At 61.5% G+C, this 16,522-nt stretch carries 9 protein-coding genes and 2 pseudogenes; 6 read left to right on the top strand and 5 right to left on the bottom strand.

Features of this window, described 5'->3' with window-relative positions:
* Nucleotides 1–247 precede the first annotated feature (247 nt).
* Nucleotides 248–1,507 carry an RNA polymerase sigma factor gene (locus AS189_RS13955; RefSeq protein WP_424580627.1) on the top strand — a complete coding sequence of 420 codons (1,260 nt, stop codon included), beginning with the start codon at nucleotides 248–250 and terminating at the stop codon, nucleotides 1,505–1,507.
* Nucleotides 1,508–1,810: 303 nt separating this feature from the next.
* On the opposite strand, the gene AS189_RS13950 is transcribed toward AS189_RS13955, so the two are convergent.
* Nucleotides 1,811–2,035 carry a DUF7455 domain-containing protein gene (locus AS189_RS13950; RefSeq protein WP_062290121.1) on the bottom strand — a complete coding sequence of 75 codons (225 nt, stop codon included), beginning with the start codon at nucleotides 2,033–2,035 and terminating at the stop codon, nucleotides 1,811–1,813.
* A 190-nt stretch (nucleotides 2,036–2,225) separates the two neighbouring features.
* Here AS189_RS13950 and AS189_RS13945 point away from each other — a divergent pair.
* Nucleotides 2,226–4,345: pseudogene (locus AS189_RS13945) on the top strand (DNA gyrase/topoisomerase IV subunit B).
* Here AS189_RS13945 and AS189_RS13940 read toward each other — a convergent pair.
* Nucleotides 4,342–5,290, bottom strand: a pseudogene (locus AS189_RS13940) (M56 family metallopeptidase). The pseudogenes AS189_RS13945 and AS189_RS13940 sit on opposite strands and share 4 nt — an antisense overlap.
* A gap of 53 nt (nucleotides 5,291–5,343) precedes the next feature.
* Nucleotides 5,344–5,718: a BlaI/MecI/CopY family transcriptional regulator gene (locus AS189_RS13935; protein WP_062290118.1), complete on the bottom strand. Its 375-nt coding sequence runs from the start codon at nucleotides 5,716–5,718 to the stop codon at nucleotides 5,344–5,346.
* Between the two features lie 198 nt (nucleotides 5,719–5,916).
* Between AS189_RS13935 and AS189_RS13930 the strand changes: the two genes are divergently transcribed.
* From AS189_RS13930 to AS189_RS13915, 4 genes are all read left to right on the top strand, one after another.
* Nucleotides 5,917–7,503, top strand: coding sequence for a cytochrome ubiquinol oxidase subunit I (locus AS189_RS13930; protein WP_062293692.1), 1,587 nt, complete (start codon nucleotides 5,917–5,919; stop codon nucleotides 7,501–7,503).
* A gap of 68 nt (nucleotides 7,504–7,571) precedes the next feature.
* Nucleotides 7,572–8,672, top strand: a complete 1,101-nt coding sequence (cydB, locus tag AS189_RS13925) for a cytochrome d ubiquinol oxidase subunit II (protein ID WP_062290115.1) — start codon at nucleotides 7,572–7,574, stop codon at nucleotides 8,670–8,672.
* 7 nt (nucleotides 8,673–8,679) lie between these two features.
* Nucleotides 8,680–12,078, top strand: a complete 3,399-nt coding sequence (cydC, locus tag AS189_RS13920) for a thiol reductant ABC exporter subunit CydC (protein WP_160320843.1) — start codon at nucleotides 8,680–8,682, stop codon at nucleotides 12,076–12,078.
* A 9-nt stretch (nucleotides 12,079–12,087) separates the two neighbouring features.
* The gene (locus AS189_RS13915; protein WP_062290109.1) at nucleotides 12,088–13,089 is read left to right on the top strand and encodes a GNAT family N-acetyltransferase; all 1,002 of its coding nucleotides are present in this window, start codon (nucleotides 12,088–12,090) and stop codon (nucleotides 13,087–13,089) included.
* 31 nt (nucleotides 13,090–13,120) lie between these two features.
* On the opposite strand, the gene AS189_RS13910 is transcribed toward AS189_RS13915, so the two are convergent.
* Both AS189_RS13910 and AS189_RS13905 read right to left on the bottom strand, forming a co-directional pair.
* On the bottom strand, nucleotides 13,121–13,639 hold the full coding sequence (locus tag AS189_RS13910; RefSeq protein WP_062290106.1) for a DinB family protein: 519 nt from the start codon (nucleotides 13,637–13,639) through the stop codon (nucleotides 13,121–13,123).
* A gap of 188 nt (nucleotides 13,640–13,827) precedes the next feature.
* Complete coding sequence (locus AS189_RS13905) at nucleotides 13,828–16,503, bottom strand: DNA gyrase/topoisomerase IV subunit A (protein ID WP_082634313.1); 2,676 nt, start codon at nucleotides 16,501–16,503, stop codon at nucleotides 13,828–13,830.
* Nucleotides 16,504–16,522 lie beyond the last annotated feature (19 nt).

The raw sequence follows: 16,522 nt of genomic DNA, 5'->3' as shown, positions 1-16,522 counted from the left end.
GAAGTGGTACCTAAATCGTGAGACACTGGAGGTAAGACCCGGTGGGGTCCGTGTTGATGTATTAACACTTGTTTGGAATTAGGCCGGATGGATACAAATTCGGGCGGCGGGAACAATGCCGTGTTCATAGGAGTTATACCCTGTGACCCTCCAAGCAAATGTGATGCGCCAAGCAACGCGGACTTGACAGGGTCATAGTGGTGTTGCCCGAAGGTAACTCCACAGACCGCCGTAAGAAAGGTTTTCTGTGTCTGCTACTGCTAAGAGCAACGTCTCCACAACCCAAGAGACTGAGGATCCCACCTCGTCAGTGACTGTGCCACTGACACCAGCACAGAAGCGCGCTGCCACCATCGCCGCTAAAAAAGCTGCTGCCGGTGACACTGCGCCCGCAGCCAAGGCTGCTCCAAAAAAGGCTGCGCCCGCCCGCCGTGGCAAGGGCAAATCTGATGACGAGCCTGTCGCTGACGGAGTAGTTGAAGAGGACGAGCAAGAAGACTCGGCACCGGAGCGTCCAGTCGCAACTGGTACCGGATTTGTTTACTCAGATTCTGACGATGATGATGCACCTGTTCAGCAGGTCATGTCAGCCGGTGCTACCGCTGACCCCGTCAAGGACTACCTCAAGCAAATCGGTAAGGTTGCCTTGCTCAACGCTGAGCAGGAAGTTGACCTGGCCCTGCGCATTGAAGCTGGCTTGTTTGCAACGGAAAAGCTTAAAGCTGGCGCCGACGCCATGGACACTCAGCTCGAGCGTGACCTCAAGCGCATCGTCCATGATGGCAAGATCGCCAAGAATCACCTGCTGGAAGCCAACCTGCGTCTGGTAGTCTCCCTGGCCAAGCGTTACACCGGCCGTGGCATGCTCTTCCTGGACCTCATCCAGGAAGGTAACCTGGGCCTGATCCGTGCTGTTGAGAAGTTCGACTACACCAAGGGCTTCAAGTTCTCCACGTACGCCACATGGTGGATCCGTCAGGCCATCACCCGTGCCATGGCCGACCAAGCTCGCACCATCCGCATCCCGGTGCACATGGTTGAAGTCATCAACAAGCTGGCCCGCGTGCAGCGCCAGATGCTGCAGGACCTGGGTCGCGAACCCACACCCGAGGAATTGGCCAAGGAATTGGACATGACCCCGGAAAAGGTTGTCGAGGTTCAGAAGTACGGCCGCGAGCCCATCTCCTTGCACACCCCGTTGGGTGAAGACGGTGACTCCGAGTTCGGTGACTTGATTGAAGACTCCGAAGCTGTTGTTCCCGCCGACGCAGTGTCCTTCACACTGCTGCAGGAGCAGCTGCACTCTGTCCTGGACACCTTGTCCGAGCGTGAAGCTGGCGTGGTAGCCATGCGCTTCGGCCTGACCGATGGCCAGCCGAAGACTTTAGACGAAATCGGCAAGGTCTACGGTGTTACGCGTGAGCGTATCCGTCAGATCGAATCAAAGACCATGTCTAAGCTGCGCCACCCGTCACGTTCACAGGTGCTGCGCGACTACCTGGACTAACATCTGACTCCCATCTGCGTTTCACACTGAACTGGCCCGCTCCCAACACCGCGACAAGCACCTCGAACGTGAGGGTTTGCGCGATTTGAGGGCGGGCCAGTTTGTTGTGGGGGTGTTGCGGGGTCGTTCCGGGTCCGGTGAGTGTCCACTTAACGTACGTTTCAGGCACCAAAACCGCTGGAAACGTACATTATGTGGACACTCGCCGCGGGATGGGGCACCCGAGGACTTAAATGGGCACCAAAAAGGGGCTCTGGTGATCCAGAACCCCTTCTCGGTCAAGCGTTGTTCATCACGCTGACGTTAGTCGACTGAAACGGGCGCCTTTTCGGTCAAGCGGCTGGTCTCGTCGTGCCACTGTGAAGACAAGGGCTTCAACGTGGCCTCTACTGCGCGGGCATGGTGGCCGCAGAAGCGCAGCTCGCCGCCGGAGGATTCCAAAACTACTCGCACATATGCCTGTGCGCCGCAACGGTCACAGCGATCAAGGGTTGTCAGCTCTGGGCTGCTGATTGTCGTGGTTGTCATGATGGCCTCCTTCGTAAGTTCCTAGTACTTTATACAACCACTATTAGGCCCACTTGCTTCCATCGGCGCCGGGTACTTTCGCTAACCGCGTAGCCGCCGCGATGCCCTGCGGAACGGCAAGCCTGTAACAACTACCTGCCCTCACCCATTAACCTTAGATATTGTCAGGCCGACCAAACCTTGAAGGAGTATGTCCACAGTGGCACGCCAGAGTTCCGATTACAGTGCACGCCATCTCTCCGTTCTGGAGGGGCTGGAGGCTGTGCGCAAGCGTCCGGGCATGTACATCGGTTCCACCGACTCTCGCGGACTGATGCACTGCCTGTGGGAGATCATTGATAACTCCGTCGATGAGGCGTTGGCCGGGTACGGCCAAAACATCACGGTGTTCCTCCACAAGGACTCTTCGGTAGAAGTTCACGACGACGGTCGCGGCATCCCCGTGGACGTGGAACCGAAAACCGGTCTCACCGGTCTGGAAGTTGTTCTCACGAAACTTCACGCCGGCGGCAAATTCGGTGGCAGTTCCTACGCCGCCTCCGGTGGCCTCCACGGCGTGGGTGCCAGCGTTGTCAACGCGCTGTCCTCCCGCATGGACGCACAGGTGGACCGTGGCGGCAAGACATACCAAATGAGCTTCCGTCGCGGTGAGCCTGGCCATTTCAAGGATGTGGGCCGGACGCTGAGTCCCGACGTTGCCTTTGAGCCGTTCACCAACGAGTCCAGCCTGGACGTCGTTGGCACCACCAAGCGCGGTAAAACTGGCACCCGCATTCGTTACTGGGCTGACCATCAAATCTTCACGGCTGATGCCAAGTTCTCTTACGAGGAACTCGTGGCCCGTGCCCGGCAAACCTCATTCCTGGTTCCCGGGCTGAAAATCAAGGTGGTTGACGAACGCAGGATGCCGGGGACTCCGGGGGAGTTTGCCACGCATGAAGAGATCTTCCATCACGATGGCGGCATCTCGGAGTTTGTCGACTTCTTGTCCGTGGGCGGGGCAGTGACGGACATCTGGCGTCTTCAAGGCCACGGTACGTTCACGGAAACCGTGCCGGTCCTGAATGCTGAGGGGCGGCTGGAAAGCACGCCCATGGATCGTGACTGTGAAGTGGACATTGCCCTGCGCTGGGGTGTTGGTTACGACACCACCATGCGTAGCTTCGTCAATATCATTTCGACGCCCAAGGGTGGCCGGCACCAGGAAGGCTTCGAACAGGCGCTCCTGAAGACGTTCCGTAAAGTCATTGAAAGCAACGCCCGCAAGCTCAAGGCCGGTACTGACAAGGTTGAAAAAGACGATGTCATGGCGGGTATGACAGCTGTTTTGACGGTCCGTTTGGCTGAGCCGCAATTCGAGGGTCAGACCAAGGAAATCCTAGGTACCCCAGCCGTGAAGGCAATCGTGGCCAAGGTGGTTGAGAAGGCCCTGAAGGAGAAGCTGGAATCCACGGCCCGCGCTGAAAAGGCACAGTCCGCCCAGCTGCTTGAAAAAGTGGTTTCAGAGATGAAATCACGCATTTCTGCCCGCGTGCACAAGGAAACCCAACGCCGCAAGAACGCGCTGGAGACCTCGTCCCTCCCCACTAAGTTGGCGGATTGCCGCAGCACCGATGTCGCCAAGAGCGAGCTGTTCATCGTGGAAGGGGACAGCGCCTTGGGCACGGCCAAGATGGCCCGCTCCTCAGACTTCCAGGCGTTGCTGCCATCCGTGGCAAGATCCTGAACGTGCAAAAGGCCTCTGTGGGAGACATGCTGGCCAATGCCGAATGTGCTGCCCTCATTCAGGTGGTGGGAGCAGGTTCGGGCCGTAGCTTTGACCTGTCCACGGCCCGCTACGGCAAGGTGATCCTGATGACCGATGCCGACGTTGACGGCGCCCACATCCGCACCCTGCTGCTCACCTTGTTCTTCCGTTACATGCGCCCCATGGTCGACGCCGGACGTGTCTTTGCCGCTGTCCCGCCCCTGCACCGGGTGGAGATCATCAACTCCGGTACCAAGGCCAATGAAATGGTGTATACCTACTCCGAAAACGAGCTCCACACGCTGCTGGCCAAGTTGGACAAGGCGGGCAAGAAGCACAAGACCCCCATTCAGCGTTATAAGGGACTGGGTGAAATGGACGCAGACCAGCTGGCTGAGACCACTATGGACCCTCGTCACCGCATGCTGCGCCGAGTGACCAGCGCTGACGCGGACCGGGCCGAACACACCTTTGAACTTCTCATGGGATCCGACGTGGCCCCGCGGAAGGAATTCATTGTGGCCGGTAGCGAGTACTTGGACCAGGATCGCATCGACGCTTAAGGCATGATGCCCGGTACCAGCAGCAGCGCTGTGGGATGGCCAGCAACAACAGGGCCCCGGCCATGATCAGGCCCTGCGCAAGGGCAGAGAGCGCCGGTGCGGGGTTCAGCAGTTTGCTGAGCCGGGCAGAAGTGGTGCCGGGCGTATCAATCTGTGCTCCGTCACCGGCCATCAACGTGTCTGCCGGAACTTGAGCTGAGCCGCTGGCCACCAAGGCGATGGCGGTCACTAAGGTGGGCTTGTCCACGGAACGCAAGGCCACGTCGTCGGCCATTATTTCTATCAGCGAAGACACCGATTGCTGCGCAAGTTTTGAGGTGGGCAGCCACGGCAGCGCAGAGCGCCATGCGGCAAAGGCCCACAGCAGCAGATGATGACGTTGGGCCAGATGCGTTTGTTCGTGCAGCAACACAGCACGCAGCTCCTCGGGGAGAGGAGTTCCAACAAGCCCTCGGACAGGACCGTGACGGAGCGAGAACCGCCGGGCAAGCAGTACGCCACAGGCGCCTGATGGTTGATGACCAGGGTGCGCGGGCGGTCGTTAGAGGGTGAGCTGAGAACGTTCAGGAGATCCCGGTGGCGGCGGCGTTGACGTTGAATGCGGAAGTATGTGAGCCAAAGCGTGAAGACCAGATGAGCCGAAAGCAGGGCTGCGGCGCTCAGGGCGAAGGCGTGCAAGACGCCCAGGGTGTCCAACGATTCCTGCCCGAGAAAAACGCGGAACAGGCCCTTGATTCCGGTCGCCAAGTTCTCACCCATCGGCACCAGCCCGTAGCAAAGCATCGCCCCGATCATGGACAGTCCACCAGCCAGAGCGATGGACTGCCACAACACCATGGCAGCAAAGGGTGCCCGGGGCGGCCACGTAGCGCGGGAAAGAAAAACCGGCACGGGCCACGCCAAGACCACGGCTAAGGCGGCAAGGAGCCAAGACGTCCAGAACATGATCTACAACTTACCGTCTTCGGCTGCGGTCCGGGCAGCCGTGCCTGCAAATGTTAGGAGCGTCCCAAAAGCTCGCGCAGGGTCTGCGCCTCACCAGCACTAACGGTGCCAATGAAACGCGCCAAGACGGCTTCGCGGTCAGGGGCAGAGCCCAGAACCTCGAGCATGAGTTCCGCTGTGTGCTCTTCGCGGCTCGTGACGGCGCGGTAGCGGTGCGGGCGTGAGGCACGTTCGCGCTCAACCAGGCCCTTCTTCTCCAGCCGTGACAGCACCGTCAGGACAGTGGTGACGGCCAGGGGACGCGATTCCACGTTGTCCTCTGAAGTCCGCTGCGAGAGCAAATCACGCAGCGTATTGGCCGTAATGGCCTCCTGATGCTTCCACAGCAGGTCCATGACGGCTCTTTCCAAATCTCCAAGCGTTGCCATCAAAATCCTCTACTTAACTGCATGTTAACGACAAATATCAACACATCATCAAAAACACTCAGACTACGCCAAGTATGTGTACGTGACTAAATATACAGGTTTTGACAGCAATGTTCTACACAGGGTAGAACTTAGACTTCTACGTGATGTAGAAAGTGTTGGTCAGCGTGAATGCATTTCATGGACGAGGAGAAAATTGTGGAAGCTCTGGACATAGCCAGATGGCAGTTCGGAATAGTGACGGTGTACCACTTTTTGATGGTGCCGCTCACTATTGGGCTCGGTACTCTCGTGGCAATTTTGCAGACCAGGTGGCACCGCACCGGCAATGAGGCCTATCTGCGCATGACCAAGTTCTGGGGCAAGCTGTTCCTGATCAACTTCATCATGGGCGTGGCCACAGGCATTGTCCAAGAGTTCCAGTTCGGCATGGCCTGGAGCGAGTACAGCCGCTTCGTGGGTGATGTTTTCGGAGCCCCGCTGGCCATGGAGGCCCTACTGGCCTTCTTCGTGGAATCCACATTCTTGGGATTGTGGATCTTCGGCTGGAAGAAGCTTCCTGCCAGGGTTCACTTGGCCTGCCTCTGGATCGCTGTTGCAGGATCCATCGTCTCGGCATACTTTATCCTCGTGGCCAACTCCTGGATGCAGCACCCCGTAGGAGTGGAAATGCTCGACGGGCGCCCCGTCATGGTTGACGCTTGGGCTGTCTTCACCAACAACACAGCGCTCGTGGCGTTCTTCCACACCATCACCGGGGCCTTGGCCGTAGCCGGCGGTTTCCTGCTGGGCATCTCCTGGTACCACCTGTGGCGCCGCCGCAAAGACGGCATCGACACCGTGGACGCCAAGGGCCGCGTCATCGTGGGCGAGTCCGCCACTATTGCCGGTCGCGACAAACTGGACCATTCCGTCTGGATCAAATCGCTGCGCTTTGGTGCGGTGGTTGCCATGATCGCTTTTGCCGGCTCCTCAATCTCGGGGGACTTGTCGGGCAAGCTCATGTTTGAACAGCAACCCATGAAAATGGCCGCCGCCGAGGCTGCCTGCCACGATGGAACTGGCTTCTCCATCCTCTCCATTGGTGACGTGGGCGCCAAGGACTGCTCGGATGTTGTTGCCGTCATGGAAGTTCCTGGCCTGCTCTCCTTCTTGGCCCACAACGATTTCACCACCGAGATCAAGGGCGTGAACACCCTGGTTCCCGAATACCAAGCGAAGTACGGCAAGTACCTGCCGAACGATCCCATGTACGGCACCATGGCCGGAACTGAAATCAATTACGTCCCGATCATGCCTGTCACTTACTGGGGTTTCCGCATGATGATCGGCTTCGGCGGGGTGGCTGCTGCGGCCGCTGCCGTGGCGCTCTGGGCCACCCGCAAGGGCACCGTACCGCGCTCCAAGGGACTCATGCGCTTGGCACTGATCGGAATCCTTGCACCATTTGGGGCCAATGCCGCCGGCTGGATCTTTACCGAGATGGGCCGCCAACCCTTCGTCGTGGCACCGAATCCCTCCATGTCCGGCATCGATCAAGTGTTCATGTTCACGGCGTCAGCGGTCTCGCCCGGGGTTTCGGCCGGGGAAGTCATCTTCTCTCTCGTGGCGCTGACCACCGTCTACGCAGTGCTGCTCGTGGTGGAGGTGATCCTGCTGACCAAGTACATCCGCGGCGGGGTGGTCTCGGCCATGCCGGAGCTGGACCAGGCCAAAAAGCCGGACGACGGCGGCCGTGGCCCGGGCGGGGAGGCGGACGACGATGTCCTTGCGTTTGCGTATTGACCCTGTGGTCGCCGGCCCCCTGAGCGCCGCACCTGCCCTGACGAGCTGCTGGAACTAAAGGACTACTCATGGATTTTCTGCCTACTTTATGGTTCATACTCATTGCCGTGCTGTGGATCGGCTACCTCTTCCTGGAGGGCTTTGACCTGGGCGTCGGCATCCTCATGAAGACGTTCGCCCGTGGTGAGAAGGAACGCCGCGTCCTCTTGAACACCGTGGGGCCAGTCTGGGACGGTAACGAGGTATGGCTCCTTACCGCTGGCGGAGCAACGTTTGCCGCCTTCCCGTTCTGGTACGCGTCGCTGTTCTCAGCCCTGTATATCCCGCTAGTCTTTGTCCTCTTGGCGTTGATCTTCCGTGCCGTGGCCTTTGAATATCGAGGAAAGATTCATTCCGATGCGTGGCGCACCACGTGGGACTGGGCCATCGCCATCGGATCCTTCATTGCGGCCTTCGGCATCGGCGCCATGCTTGCGCTGACCACCACGGGGCTGCCACTGAATGCCAACGGCGACCGCGTGGGCGGGCCCTTCGCCTGGTTCAGCTGGTTCGCGATCCTGGGCGGGCTTGCCGTTGTCGGGTTTGCGCTCATCCACGCCGCAGCCTTTGTGGCCCTGAAGACCGATGGCGACATCCGCCACCGTGCCCGCCGTCTCGTGGGGCGGTGGATGCCTGTGGGACTGGCGCCCATGGCCGTCTGGGCCATTGCCGTGGCCCTGCAGAATGGCAAATGGTTCAGCTGGCTCCTCATAGCTCTCGCCGTGGTTGCCGCCTGTGTTTCCTGGGCCGCCAATAGGGCTGGCCGCGAAGGCTTTAGCTTCCTGTCTATGGGTGTGTTCCTGCTGGCCGGTGCTGCGGCCATCTTCAGTGCCGCCTACCCGGTGGTGCTGCCCTCCACCTTGAATCCGCTCTGGAACTTGACGGTAGAGAATGCGTCATCCTCGAGCTACACCCTGCGCTTGATGTCGATCGTTGCAGCAGTTGGTGTGCCGCTCGTGCTGGCCTACCAGGCGTGGACCTACTGGATTTTCCGCAAGCGCATCTCCGTGGCTCACCTGCCCGAACCGCACGACTTTGCCCCCGCCGTCGGGCATGACGGCGCTCAGCAGACCCCGGAGCCCGCAACGGCGGGCGCAGCAGGACCCGCAACCCCGAGCGGTGACTCCTAACATGGGCATGCGACCCACACTCCCTCCCGGCAACTCCACCAAGCTGGCCTTGGCAGGCCTGGGCGGGCTGGCAGCACTCAAGGCCGTGGGTCTGGTCCTCGGACTGGGCGCCTTGGCCCACGCCCTGGCTCAATGGGCTGGCGGCCACGAACTCGATGGCACCAAGCTCTTGGTGCAGGGGAGTGTGGGTGCCTGCCTGCTCGGTGCGGCTGTCTGGGGCCAGACAATCCTCGCCCGGCGCGCCGCATTGGGCGCCAAAGAAGAACTGCGGGCCAAGCTCGTGGCCCACCGACTGGACCGGCGCAACGCCGGGCAGGGCGGTGCCGTGGGCGCCGAAGGCATGCTCGCCAGCCGCGGTCTGGATGGGCTCGATAACTACTTCGCCACCTATCTGCCAGCGCTTGTCAGCTGCGCCGTGCTCCCACTCCTGATTGGGCTGCAGATTCTTTTCTCAGATTGGGTCAGTGCCCTGATCGTGGCACTGACGGTGCCGCTGGTGCCTGTGTTCATGATCCTGATTGGCTTCCACACTCAGGAACGGGTGGAGGCGGCCGCCAGCGGCTTGGACCGACTCTCCAATCACCTCCTTGAACTGGCCCGCGGGTTGCCGGTCCTGGTGGGCCTGCGCCGAGCCTCCGCGCAACGCAAGGCACTGGCTGACGTCTGCGAGGCGTACCGCAAATCCACCATGGCTACTCTGCGCACCGCGTTCCTGTCCTCCATGGCCCTGGAACTCATCAGCACCATCTCCGTGGCCGTGGTGGCCGTGTTCATTGGCGTGCGGTTGGTTGCTGGCGATATGGCGCTGGAGGCCGGGCTGCTGGCACTCATGCTGGCCCCCGAATGCTTCCGCCCCCTGCGCGACCTCGGAGCCGCACACCATGGCAGCGAGGACGGCGTGGAAGCCCTGCGTCGCGTCACTGAAATTCTCGACGCCGGATCCGCCTCCCAGCCAGCCGCTCCGTGCGGCGCTGGTTTTGTCATGGAAGCCCGCGAGTTCAGCGTTCGCTATCCCGGGCGGAGCGAGGCTGCCGTTGCAGGGTTTAGCGCCACGCTGGCGCCGGGCGAAGCGCTCGTCCTGGCTACGGCCAGTGGAACCGGGAAATCGACCATCCTGGCCGCACTGGCCGGCATCCTTCCCACATCCGGCGAGCAGGGCGCCGTAGTGGGTGGACATGCAGCCGTGCGTAATGCGGACACGGTGGTAATTGTCTCGCAGCACCCAGCGTTCACCGAGGAGACCGTCGCCGAAGAGGTGGCTCTCTACGCGGCCGGCCCGAACCAGCTAGATGTTGACTACGCTGCCATTGCCACGGCACTTGACTCGGTCAATGCTGGTCATTTGGCCCACCGCGGGGTGGTTGATTGCAGTCCCGGAGAACTCCGCCGCGTTGCCGTGGCCCGCGCCTTGGCCCGTATCGCTGTGGACCCGGCTGTGGACTTGGCACTTTTTGATGAGCCCACTGCTCATTTGGATCCCGTCTCGGCGCAGGCCGTGCGGCAGGAACTGGCTCAGCTGCGGGGGAGTGTAGCCATTGTTGTGGCAACACACGACACCCGATTGGCAGCCTTGTTGGGAGGGCGGGAGCTGGACGAAGAGTCAGCGGCGGCCGCCACCTCGAATCGTGATGAGGCCACCCTCGCAGACCGAACATTCCTGGATTCAAACGCCGTGGCCTCCGCAACCCCGTCAGTAGTTGGCATGGCCTCGGCGGCGAGTTTCACTGAAGCTCCCGCCCGTTTCAAGTTGAGGTACTTGCGCCACGTGCCGCTGCGCTCACCACGGTTTGCGGCCGGTGTGCTGGTCTCTGCCCTGGCAACGCTCAGCGCCGCAGCCCTGTCCGGCATCTCCGGCTGGCTCATTGTGTGGGCCGCGGCCCAACCTCCCATCCTGTACTTGCTGACCCTGATTGTTGGCGTGCGCGCCTTTGGGATTGGCCGCTCGCTGCTGCGCTACTCCGAGCGCCTTCTCACCCACGACGCCGTGTTCCGCTGGGCCGCCGAATTGCGCCTGAAACTCTGGGATTCGCTGGGTTCCTCCGTGGTGCATTGGGGCAGGCTAACCCGATCCGGCGGTGCCCTAGGGACTTTGGTGGCCGACGTCGATGAACTGCGCGACGCCGTTCCTCGCGCCGTGGTGCCCATACCGTCAGCCATTATTTCTTACGGCGCGGTGCTGTTTACGGTGAACATTTTAGTTCCCGAAGCCACCGGCGTGGTCTTGCTTCTTGGCTTCCTTGCACTAGTGCTGCTCCCCGTAGTGGTGCTGGCGGCACAGCGACGAGCCTCGGCAGCCACCGCTGTGCACCGAATCTGGTTGGCTGAACGGGCCACCACACTCTTTGCCGCTGCAGGCCAGCTGACGGCCAATGGTTTGGGCAAGACCCAAGCCCAACGCTTCAGCACTGCCGATGCGGCCGTGGCCAAGCCGCTGCGCCGGCTCGCCTGGGCCGACGGTTTGGGTCAGGGCACCATTAGCTTCCTGACAGCCCTGGCCTCTGTGGCGGCTGCACTCATCGCCATCGGAGCTGGCGTGGACCCCCGCGCCGCAGCCGTTGCAGCACTTCTCATGCTGGCTTTGGCCGAACCGCTGGGTCAATACATTGAAGCCGTCAGCGCACTCCCGGCACTGGCGGCCTTGATGAACCGGACGCTGCCACTACTGGACGCTCCTGCCACCGTCCATCCGGATGTGGAAATTGCCACAGGCACGGAAAGTGTCACGTCTTTGGACGTCTTGGGCATCACGGCCCGCTACCCCAACGCTGACCACGATGTGTTCACCGGCCTCACTGGCGGCACGCAGCGCGGACAATGGTGGAGCGTCAGCGGTCCTTCCGGCTCCGGCAAGTCCACCCTGCTGGCAGTTTTGCTGGGCTTCCTTACGCCAGCATCGGGACGTTACCTGATCAACGGCGCTAGCGCGGCACCGGATACTCTGGCCAAGATCGCCTGGTGTCCGCAGGACGCCTACTTATTCAATTCCACCCTGCGCGCCAACCTGGCCCTGGCCCGCCCGGCCACTGCGGCGCCCGATGACGCCGAGCTCGCCACATCGCTGGAGACCGTAGGTCTGGGCCCCTGGCTGGCAGAACTGCCGCTGGGTCTGGACACCCGGGTGGGCCCCGGTGGACATCATCTCTCCGGCGGTCAGCGCACCCGCGTGTCGGTGGCCCGCACGCTCGTGGCCGGCGCCGACGTCGTGCTTCTGGACGAACCCACGGCACACCTTGGCGTGGATGAGTCTGCCGAGCTGCTGGCGGAGTTGCGCGGGGCGCTGGCCGCCTCGGCCGTGGTGCTGGTGACGCACGACGCCGAGCTGGCCCAACGTGCGGATACGATCCTTGTGCTGGGGGAGACTGGGCATCAAAGCGATCCGCGGCAGGCGGCGGGGCTGGGCGTTTAGGCTAGTGGCATGAACTCTCTCATACCCGCGCCACTTGCTCCTCTTCCCAGAGCTGCCGGGCTGCAATTCCGGCCACTGACTCAGGCCGATGCGCAGCCCTGGCTTGAGCTGGTGCAACGCATCGCCCAAGAGGATGCGGCGCCGTGGCATGAGCAACTGTCGGACCTGGTGGAGGTCTTAGCCTCGCCCATAAACCCGGCCGCGCTCAACACGGTGACCGGCGTGGACGGCGACGGCATACTGCGTGCCGTGGGGTACGTGAGTAAGAACCGTGCTAGCGATGTGGGTTACGCGATGGGTGGTGTGGACCCGCTGTGGCGTCGTCGGGGGATTGGCGCAGCTGTTTTGACGTGGCAGCAAGAGGTCCTCCGGGTCCGGTCGGCGGCCGACGGCACAGGAGTGCCGGTGGTCCGCAGCTACGTCCTGGACGTCACGCCCGGGCACGCTGAACTCATGGCCGCCTCGGGTTTTGAACCGGTACGTACCTTCACTGAAATGGCGGTGGACTTAGCTCAGATTCCGGCGGCACCGCTCACGCCCGGCGTGAGTATTGTGCCGTTTACTCCTGAACTATCCGAGGCCGTGAGGTTGGCCCACAATGAGGCGTTTGCAGACCACTGGGGCTCGGAACAACGCAGCGAGCAGAAGTGGACAGTGCTCATGGCGCACGAGAACTTCCGCCCAGAATGGACCAGCGTAGCCATTGACGATGCCACGGGCGAGGTTGCCGGCTACCAGATCTCGATGTTTGACGCCACGGCACTTGGCGCCACGGGCCACCGCGACGGGTACACAGAACTCTTGGGTGTCCGCCGAGCATGGCGGGGCCGCAAACTAGCTCCGGCGCTGTTGATCGATGCCATGAATCGGTACGCGGCAGCCGGGATGGAACGGGCCACCCTGGACGTAGACACCGAGAATCCCAGCGGGGCACTGGGCCTGTACGAGCGCATGGGATACCGCGCCCTGCCCGGACACAGCAGTGTCGCGTGGGACCTGCGGCTTAGGTAGCCACCCGCAGTGCCTACATGAGGAGAAGGCGCTAGGCGTTGATGTCGTGGAGATGATGGAAGATGTCATGCATGAAATAGCCCGCCAGCGTCACCACAGTGAACTCCGAACCATTGCTGCGTAGCCCCCGCCGCGCCCACTGGTCCTCTTGGATGGCGCCAAACGCAGCGGCCGCGTCGAGTCCGTTCTGCACTAATTCCTGAGCCACGACTTCTGGATCCAGCGCCGAATAGTTGCCGTTCAGGGCAGCCTGATCTTGATCCCAATTGGCGAACGTGGGGTTCTCCTCGCGGAGCATGAGTTCCAGCCGGGCGGTAAAGACCTCAAAGACGTCCTTGACGTGGGCACTGTACTCAAGGACCGACCAGGTGCCTGGAGTGGGGCGTTCTTCAACGTCGGGGCGCCGCAGCGCCGCCTGCCAGCGCGGCAACAAGACCGGAATCATGGTGGCAGCTGTGGCCGGGGTAGCCTGAGCGGCCGTGAAACCACAGTCCGGGCAGCTCCTCTCGAGTACCCAGGTCCAGTCTTTTTTATCGGCAATGATGTCCATGGGGCCAGTCTAGGCCGAAGCTACCCAACAGCGCCCCAGGTCCCGGCCTCGAGTGTCCACAAAACGAACGGTTCAGGCCCGAAAACGGCGTCGAGTGTCCACATAACGTACGGTTCAGAGCCGAAAACGGTTCCAAACGTACGTTATGTGGACACTCGCCGGCCTTGGCGCGGTAGCTCACCGAGGAGTTAGTCCAGCGGCAGCTCAAACGCTTCCTGAGTTGAGTCCTGGATCGGCTTCGGATCGCGTGTGGGTGCCGGCGGAATCGTTTTGGCCGTGGTGCTGCCCGTCGCGACCGTGGCGGCTGTAGCGGCCGCGGAAGATTCATCCGGGGACGGTAGTTCCGTACGCGGTGCTTGCGTGGAAGCCGTCTCCGACGTGATTCCGGACAGGCTGGGACCCACTAGGTCGATGCCAGCGGTCAAAGCCAGACCTGATCCGTCGCGGTGACCGTGCTCCACCGGAAGGACTCGGGCCACTCCGGAACTGGAGGATGCCTTGGCAGGGCCGTGGCCAGCCCAAGACAGGAACAGTCGGTCTTCACCCTTGAGGAACCGGTGCGCTCGGACGCCACCAGTGGCCCTGCCCTTTGCTGGGTACTCCGAGAGGGCAGTGACCTTGGCCGAGCCCGACGGCGTTCCCGGCAGGGCCTCTTGCCCGCCCGACACGGTCACCACGACGGCGTCAGGATCGGTGGGGGAAACCACGCCGAAGGACAAGACAACATCGCCTGCCCCGAGTTTGATGCCTGCCATACCACCGGCAGTACGGCCCTGGGGGCGCACATTGGCGGCACTGTAGCGCAGCAATTGGGCACCTTGAGTGATAAAGACAAGATCGTCGTCGTCCGTGGCAACACCGGCACCTACCACTTCATCTTTGGGCTTGAGAGTGATGTACTCCCAGTCGTCACGGTTCAAGGGGTATTCGGGGGTGACGCGCTTGACCACACCGGAGCTCGTGCCCACGGCAAAGACGGCATTGAGCGGCACAAAGCCCACCAGCGTTTCACCCTTGGTCAGGGTGATGAAATCCTTGGCGGCCACGCCTCCCGCTAAGCTGGGCAACGCTGCGGTGGGCGGCAGCACAGGCATGTCGACCACTTGCAGACGCAGCATCCGGCCCAGTGACGTCAGCGCACCGATCTCTGCACGGGCAGTAGTCTTCAGTGCCGAGGTGAAGACGTCGTGCTTGCTGCGGGCGCCGGACTCGACGAGTGGATCAGCAGAGCTGGTTCGCGCAATTTGGCCCGTGGCGCTGAGCAGAACCCAGCAAGGGTCATCGGCAATTTCCAGCGCCAGCGGCGCTGCCTTGCCAGCCTTCCCGCCGGGAGCGGCCGCCAGGGCTTTCGCCACTGAGGCCGCCATGGCTTCAGATTCCAGAAGGACTGTGCGACGCGGTGTGCCGTGCGTGGCAGCAACCTCGCCGAGCTCATCGGAGACCAGCTGATGCAGGACCTCTTCCGACGCCAAAATTGCCTCGAGAGCCTCGATTTCGCGGCGCAGATCATCGCGTTCGGATTCCAGCTCCACCATGGAGAAACGGGTCAGACGGCGCAGCTGCAGGTCCAGAATATAGTTGGCCTGGATCTCGGAGAGGTCGTAGACAGCCATGAGGCGTTCGCGGGCCGATGCCACTTCATCCGAGGTACGGATGATCTGGATGACCTCATCAATGTCGACGATGGCAATGAGCATGCCTTCGACAATGTGCAGACGGTCCTGCTTCTTGCCCAAGCGGAAGGCTGTGCGGCGTCGGACCACGTCAATACGGTGGTTGACGAACACCTGCAACAGCGGCAACAGGCCAAGCGTCTGCGGCTGCCCGTCCACCAAGCAAACGTTATTGATGCCGAAAGATTCTTCCAGCGGGGTGAACCGGTACAACTGTTCCATGATGGCGGCCGGATTAAAACCGTTCTTGATTTCAATAACCAGACGCAAACCGTTTTTGCGGTCGGAGAGGTCAATGAAATCGGCAACGCCAACAACTTTATTGTTGTTGCGGGCTTCCTTGAGCTTCTCCCGGACCTTTTCCGGACCCACCAGGTACGGCAACTCGGTGACAACCAGTCCCACACGGCGCGGAGAAAGCTGCTCAACAGTAATCTTGGCACGCGTCTTAAAGGATCCACGGCCTGTGGCGTACGCATCCCGGATGCCAGACAGGCCCACAATGCGCCCACCCGAGGGAAGATCGGGGCCGGGCACATACGCCATGACGTCTTCCAGTGTGGCCTCTGGATTCCGCAACAGGTGCTGGGCTGCGGCAATGACTTCCACGAGATTGTGCGGGGCCATATTGGTGGCCATGCCCACCGCGATGCCGCTGGCGCCGTTGACCAAAAGGTTCGGGTAAGCCGCTGGAAGAACCGAAGGCTGCATCATCTGGTTGTCGTAGTTGGGCACAAAGTCCACAACGTTTTCATCCAGGTTCCCGGTCAGCGCCAGCGCAGGTGCGGCCAGACGGGCCTCGGTGTAACGGGGGGCGGCGGGGCCGTCGTCGAGCGAGCCGAAGTTTCCATGGCCATCAATGAGCGGCAGGCGCAAGGAGAAGTCCTGGGCCATACGCACCATGGTGTCGTAAATGGCCGTGTCACCGTGCGGGTGCAGCTTACCCATGACCTCGCCCACCACGCGGGCGCTCTTGACATGGCCCTTGTCAGGTCGCAGTCCCATCTCGCTCATCATGTACAGAATGCGGCGTTGTACGGGTTTGAGACCGTCGCGGGCATCGGGGAGCGCGCGCGAGTAAATCACAGAGTAGGCGTATTCCAGGAAGGAACTTTCCATCTCATTGGAAACATCAATATCTACAATGTTTTCAACGAAGTCATCTGCTGCTGGGGGTTGGCGCTTGGCCATGATGGCGGTGATTCCTTTT

Source organism: Arthrobacter alpinus (assembly GCF_001445575.1).
In the GTDB taxonomy this organism is placed as follows: domain Bacteria; phylum Actinomycetota; class Actinomycetes; order Actinomycetales; family Micrococcaceae; genus Specibacter; species Specibacter alpinus_C.
This window is presented reverse-complemented; position numbering and strand designations above follow the sequence as displayed.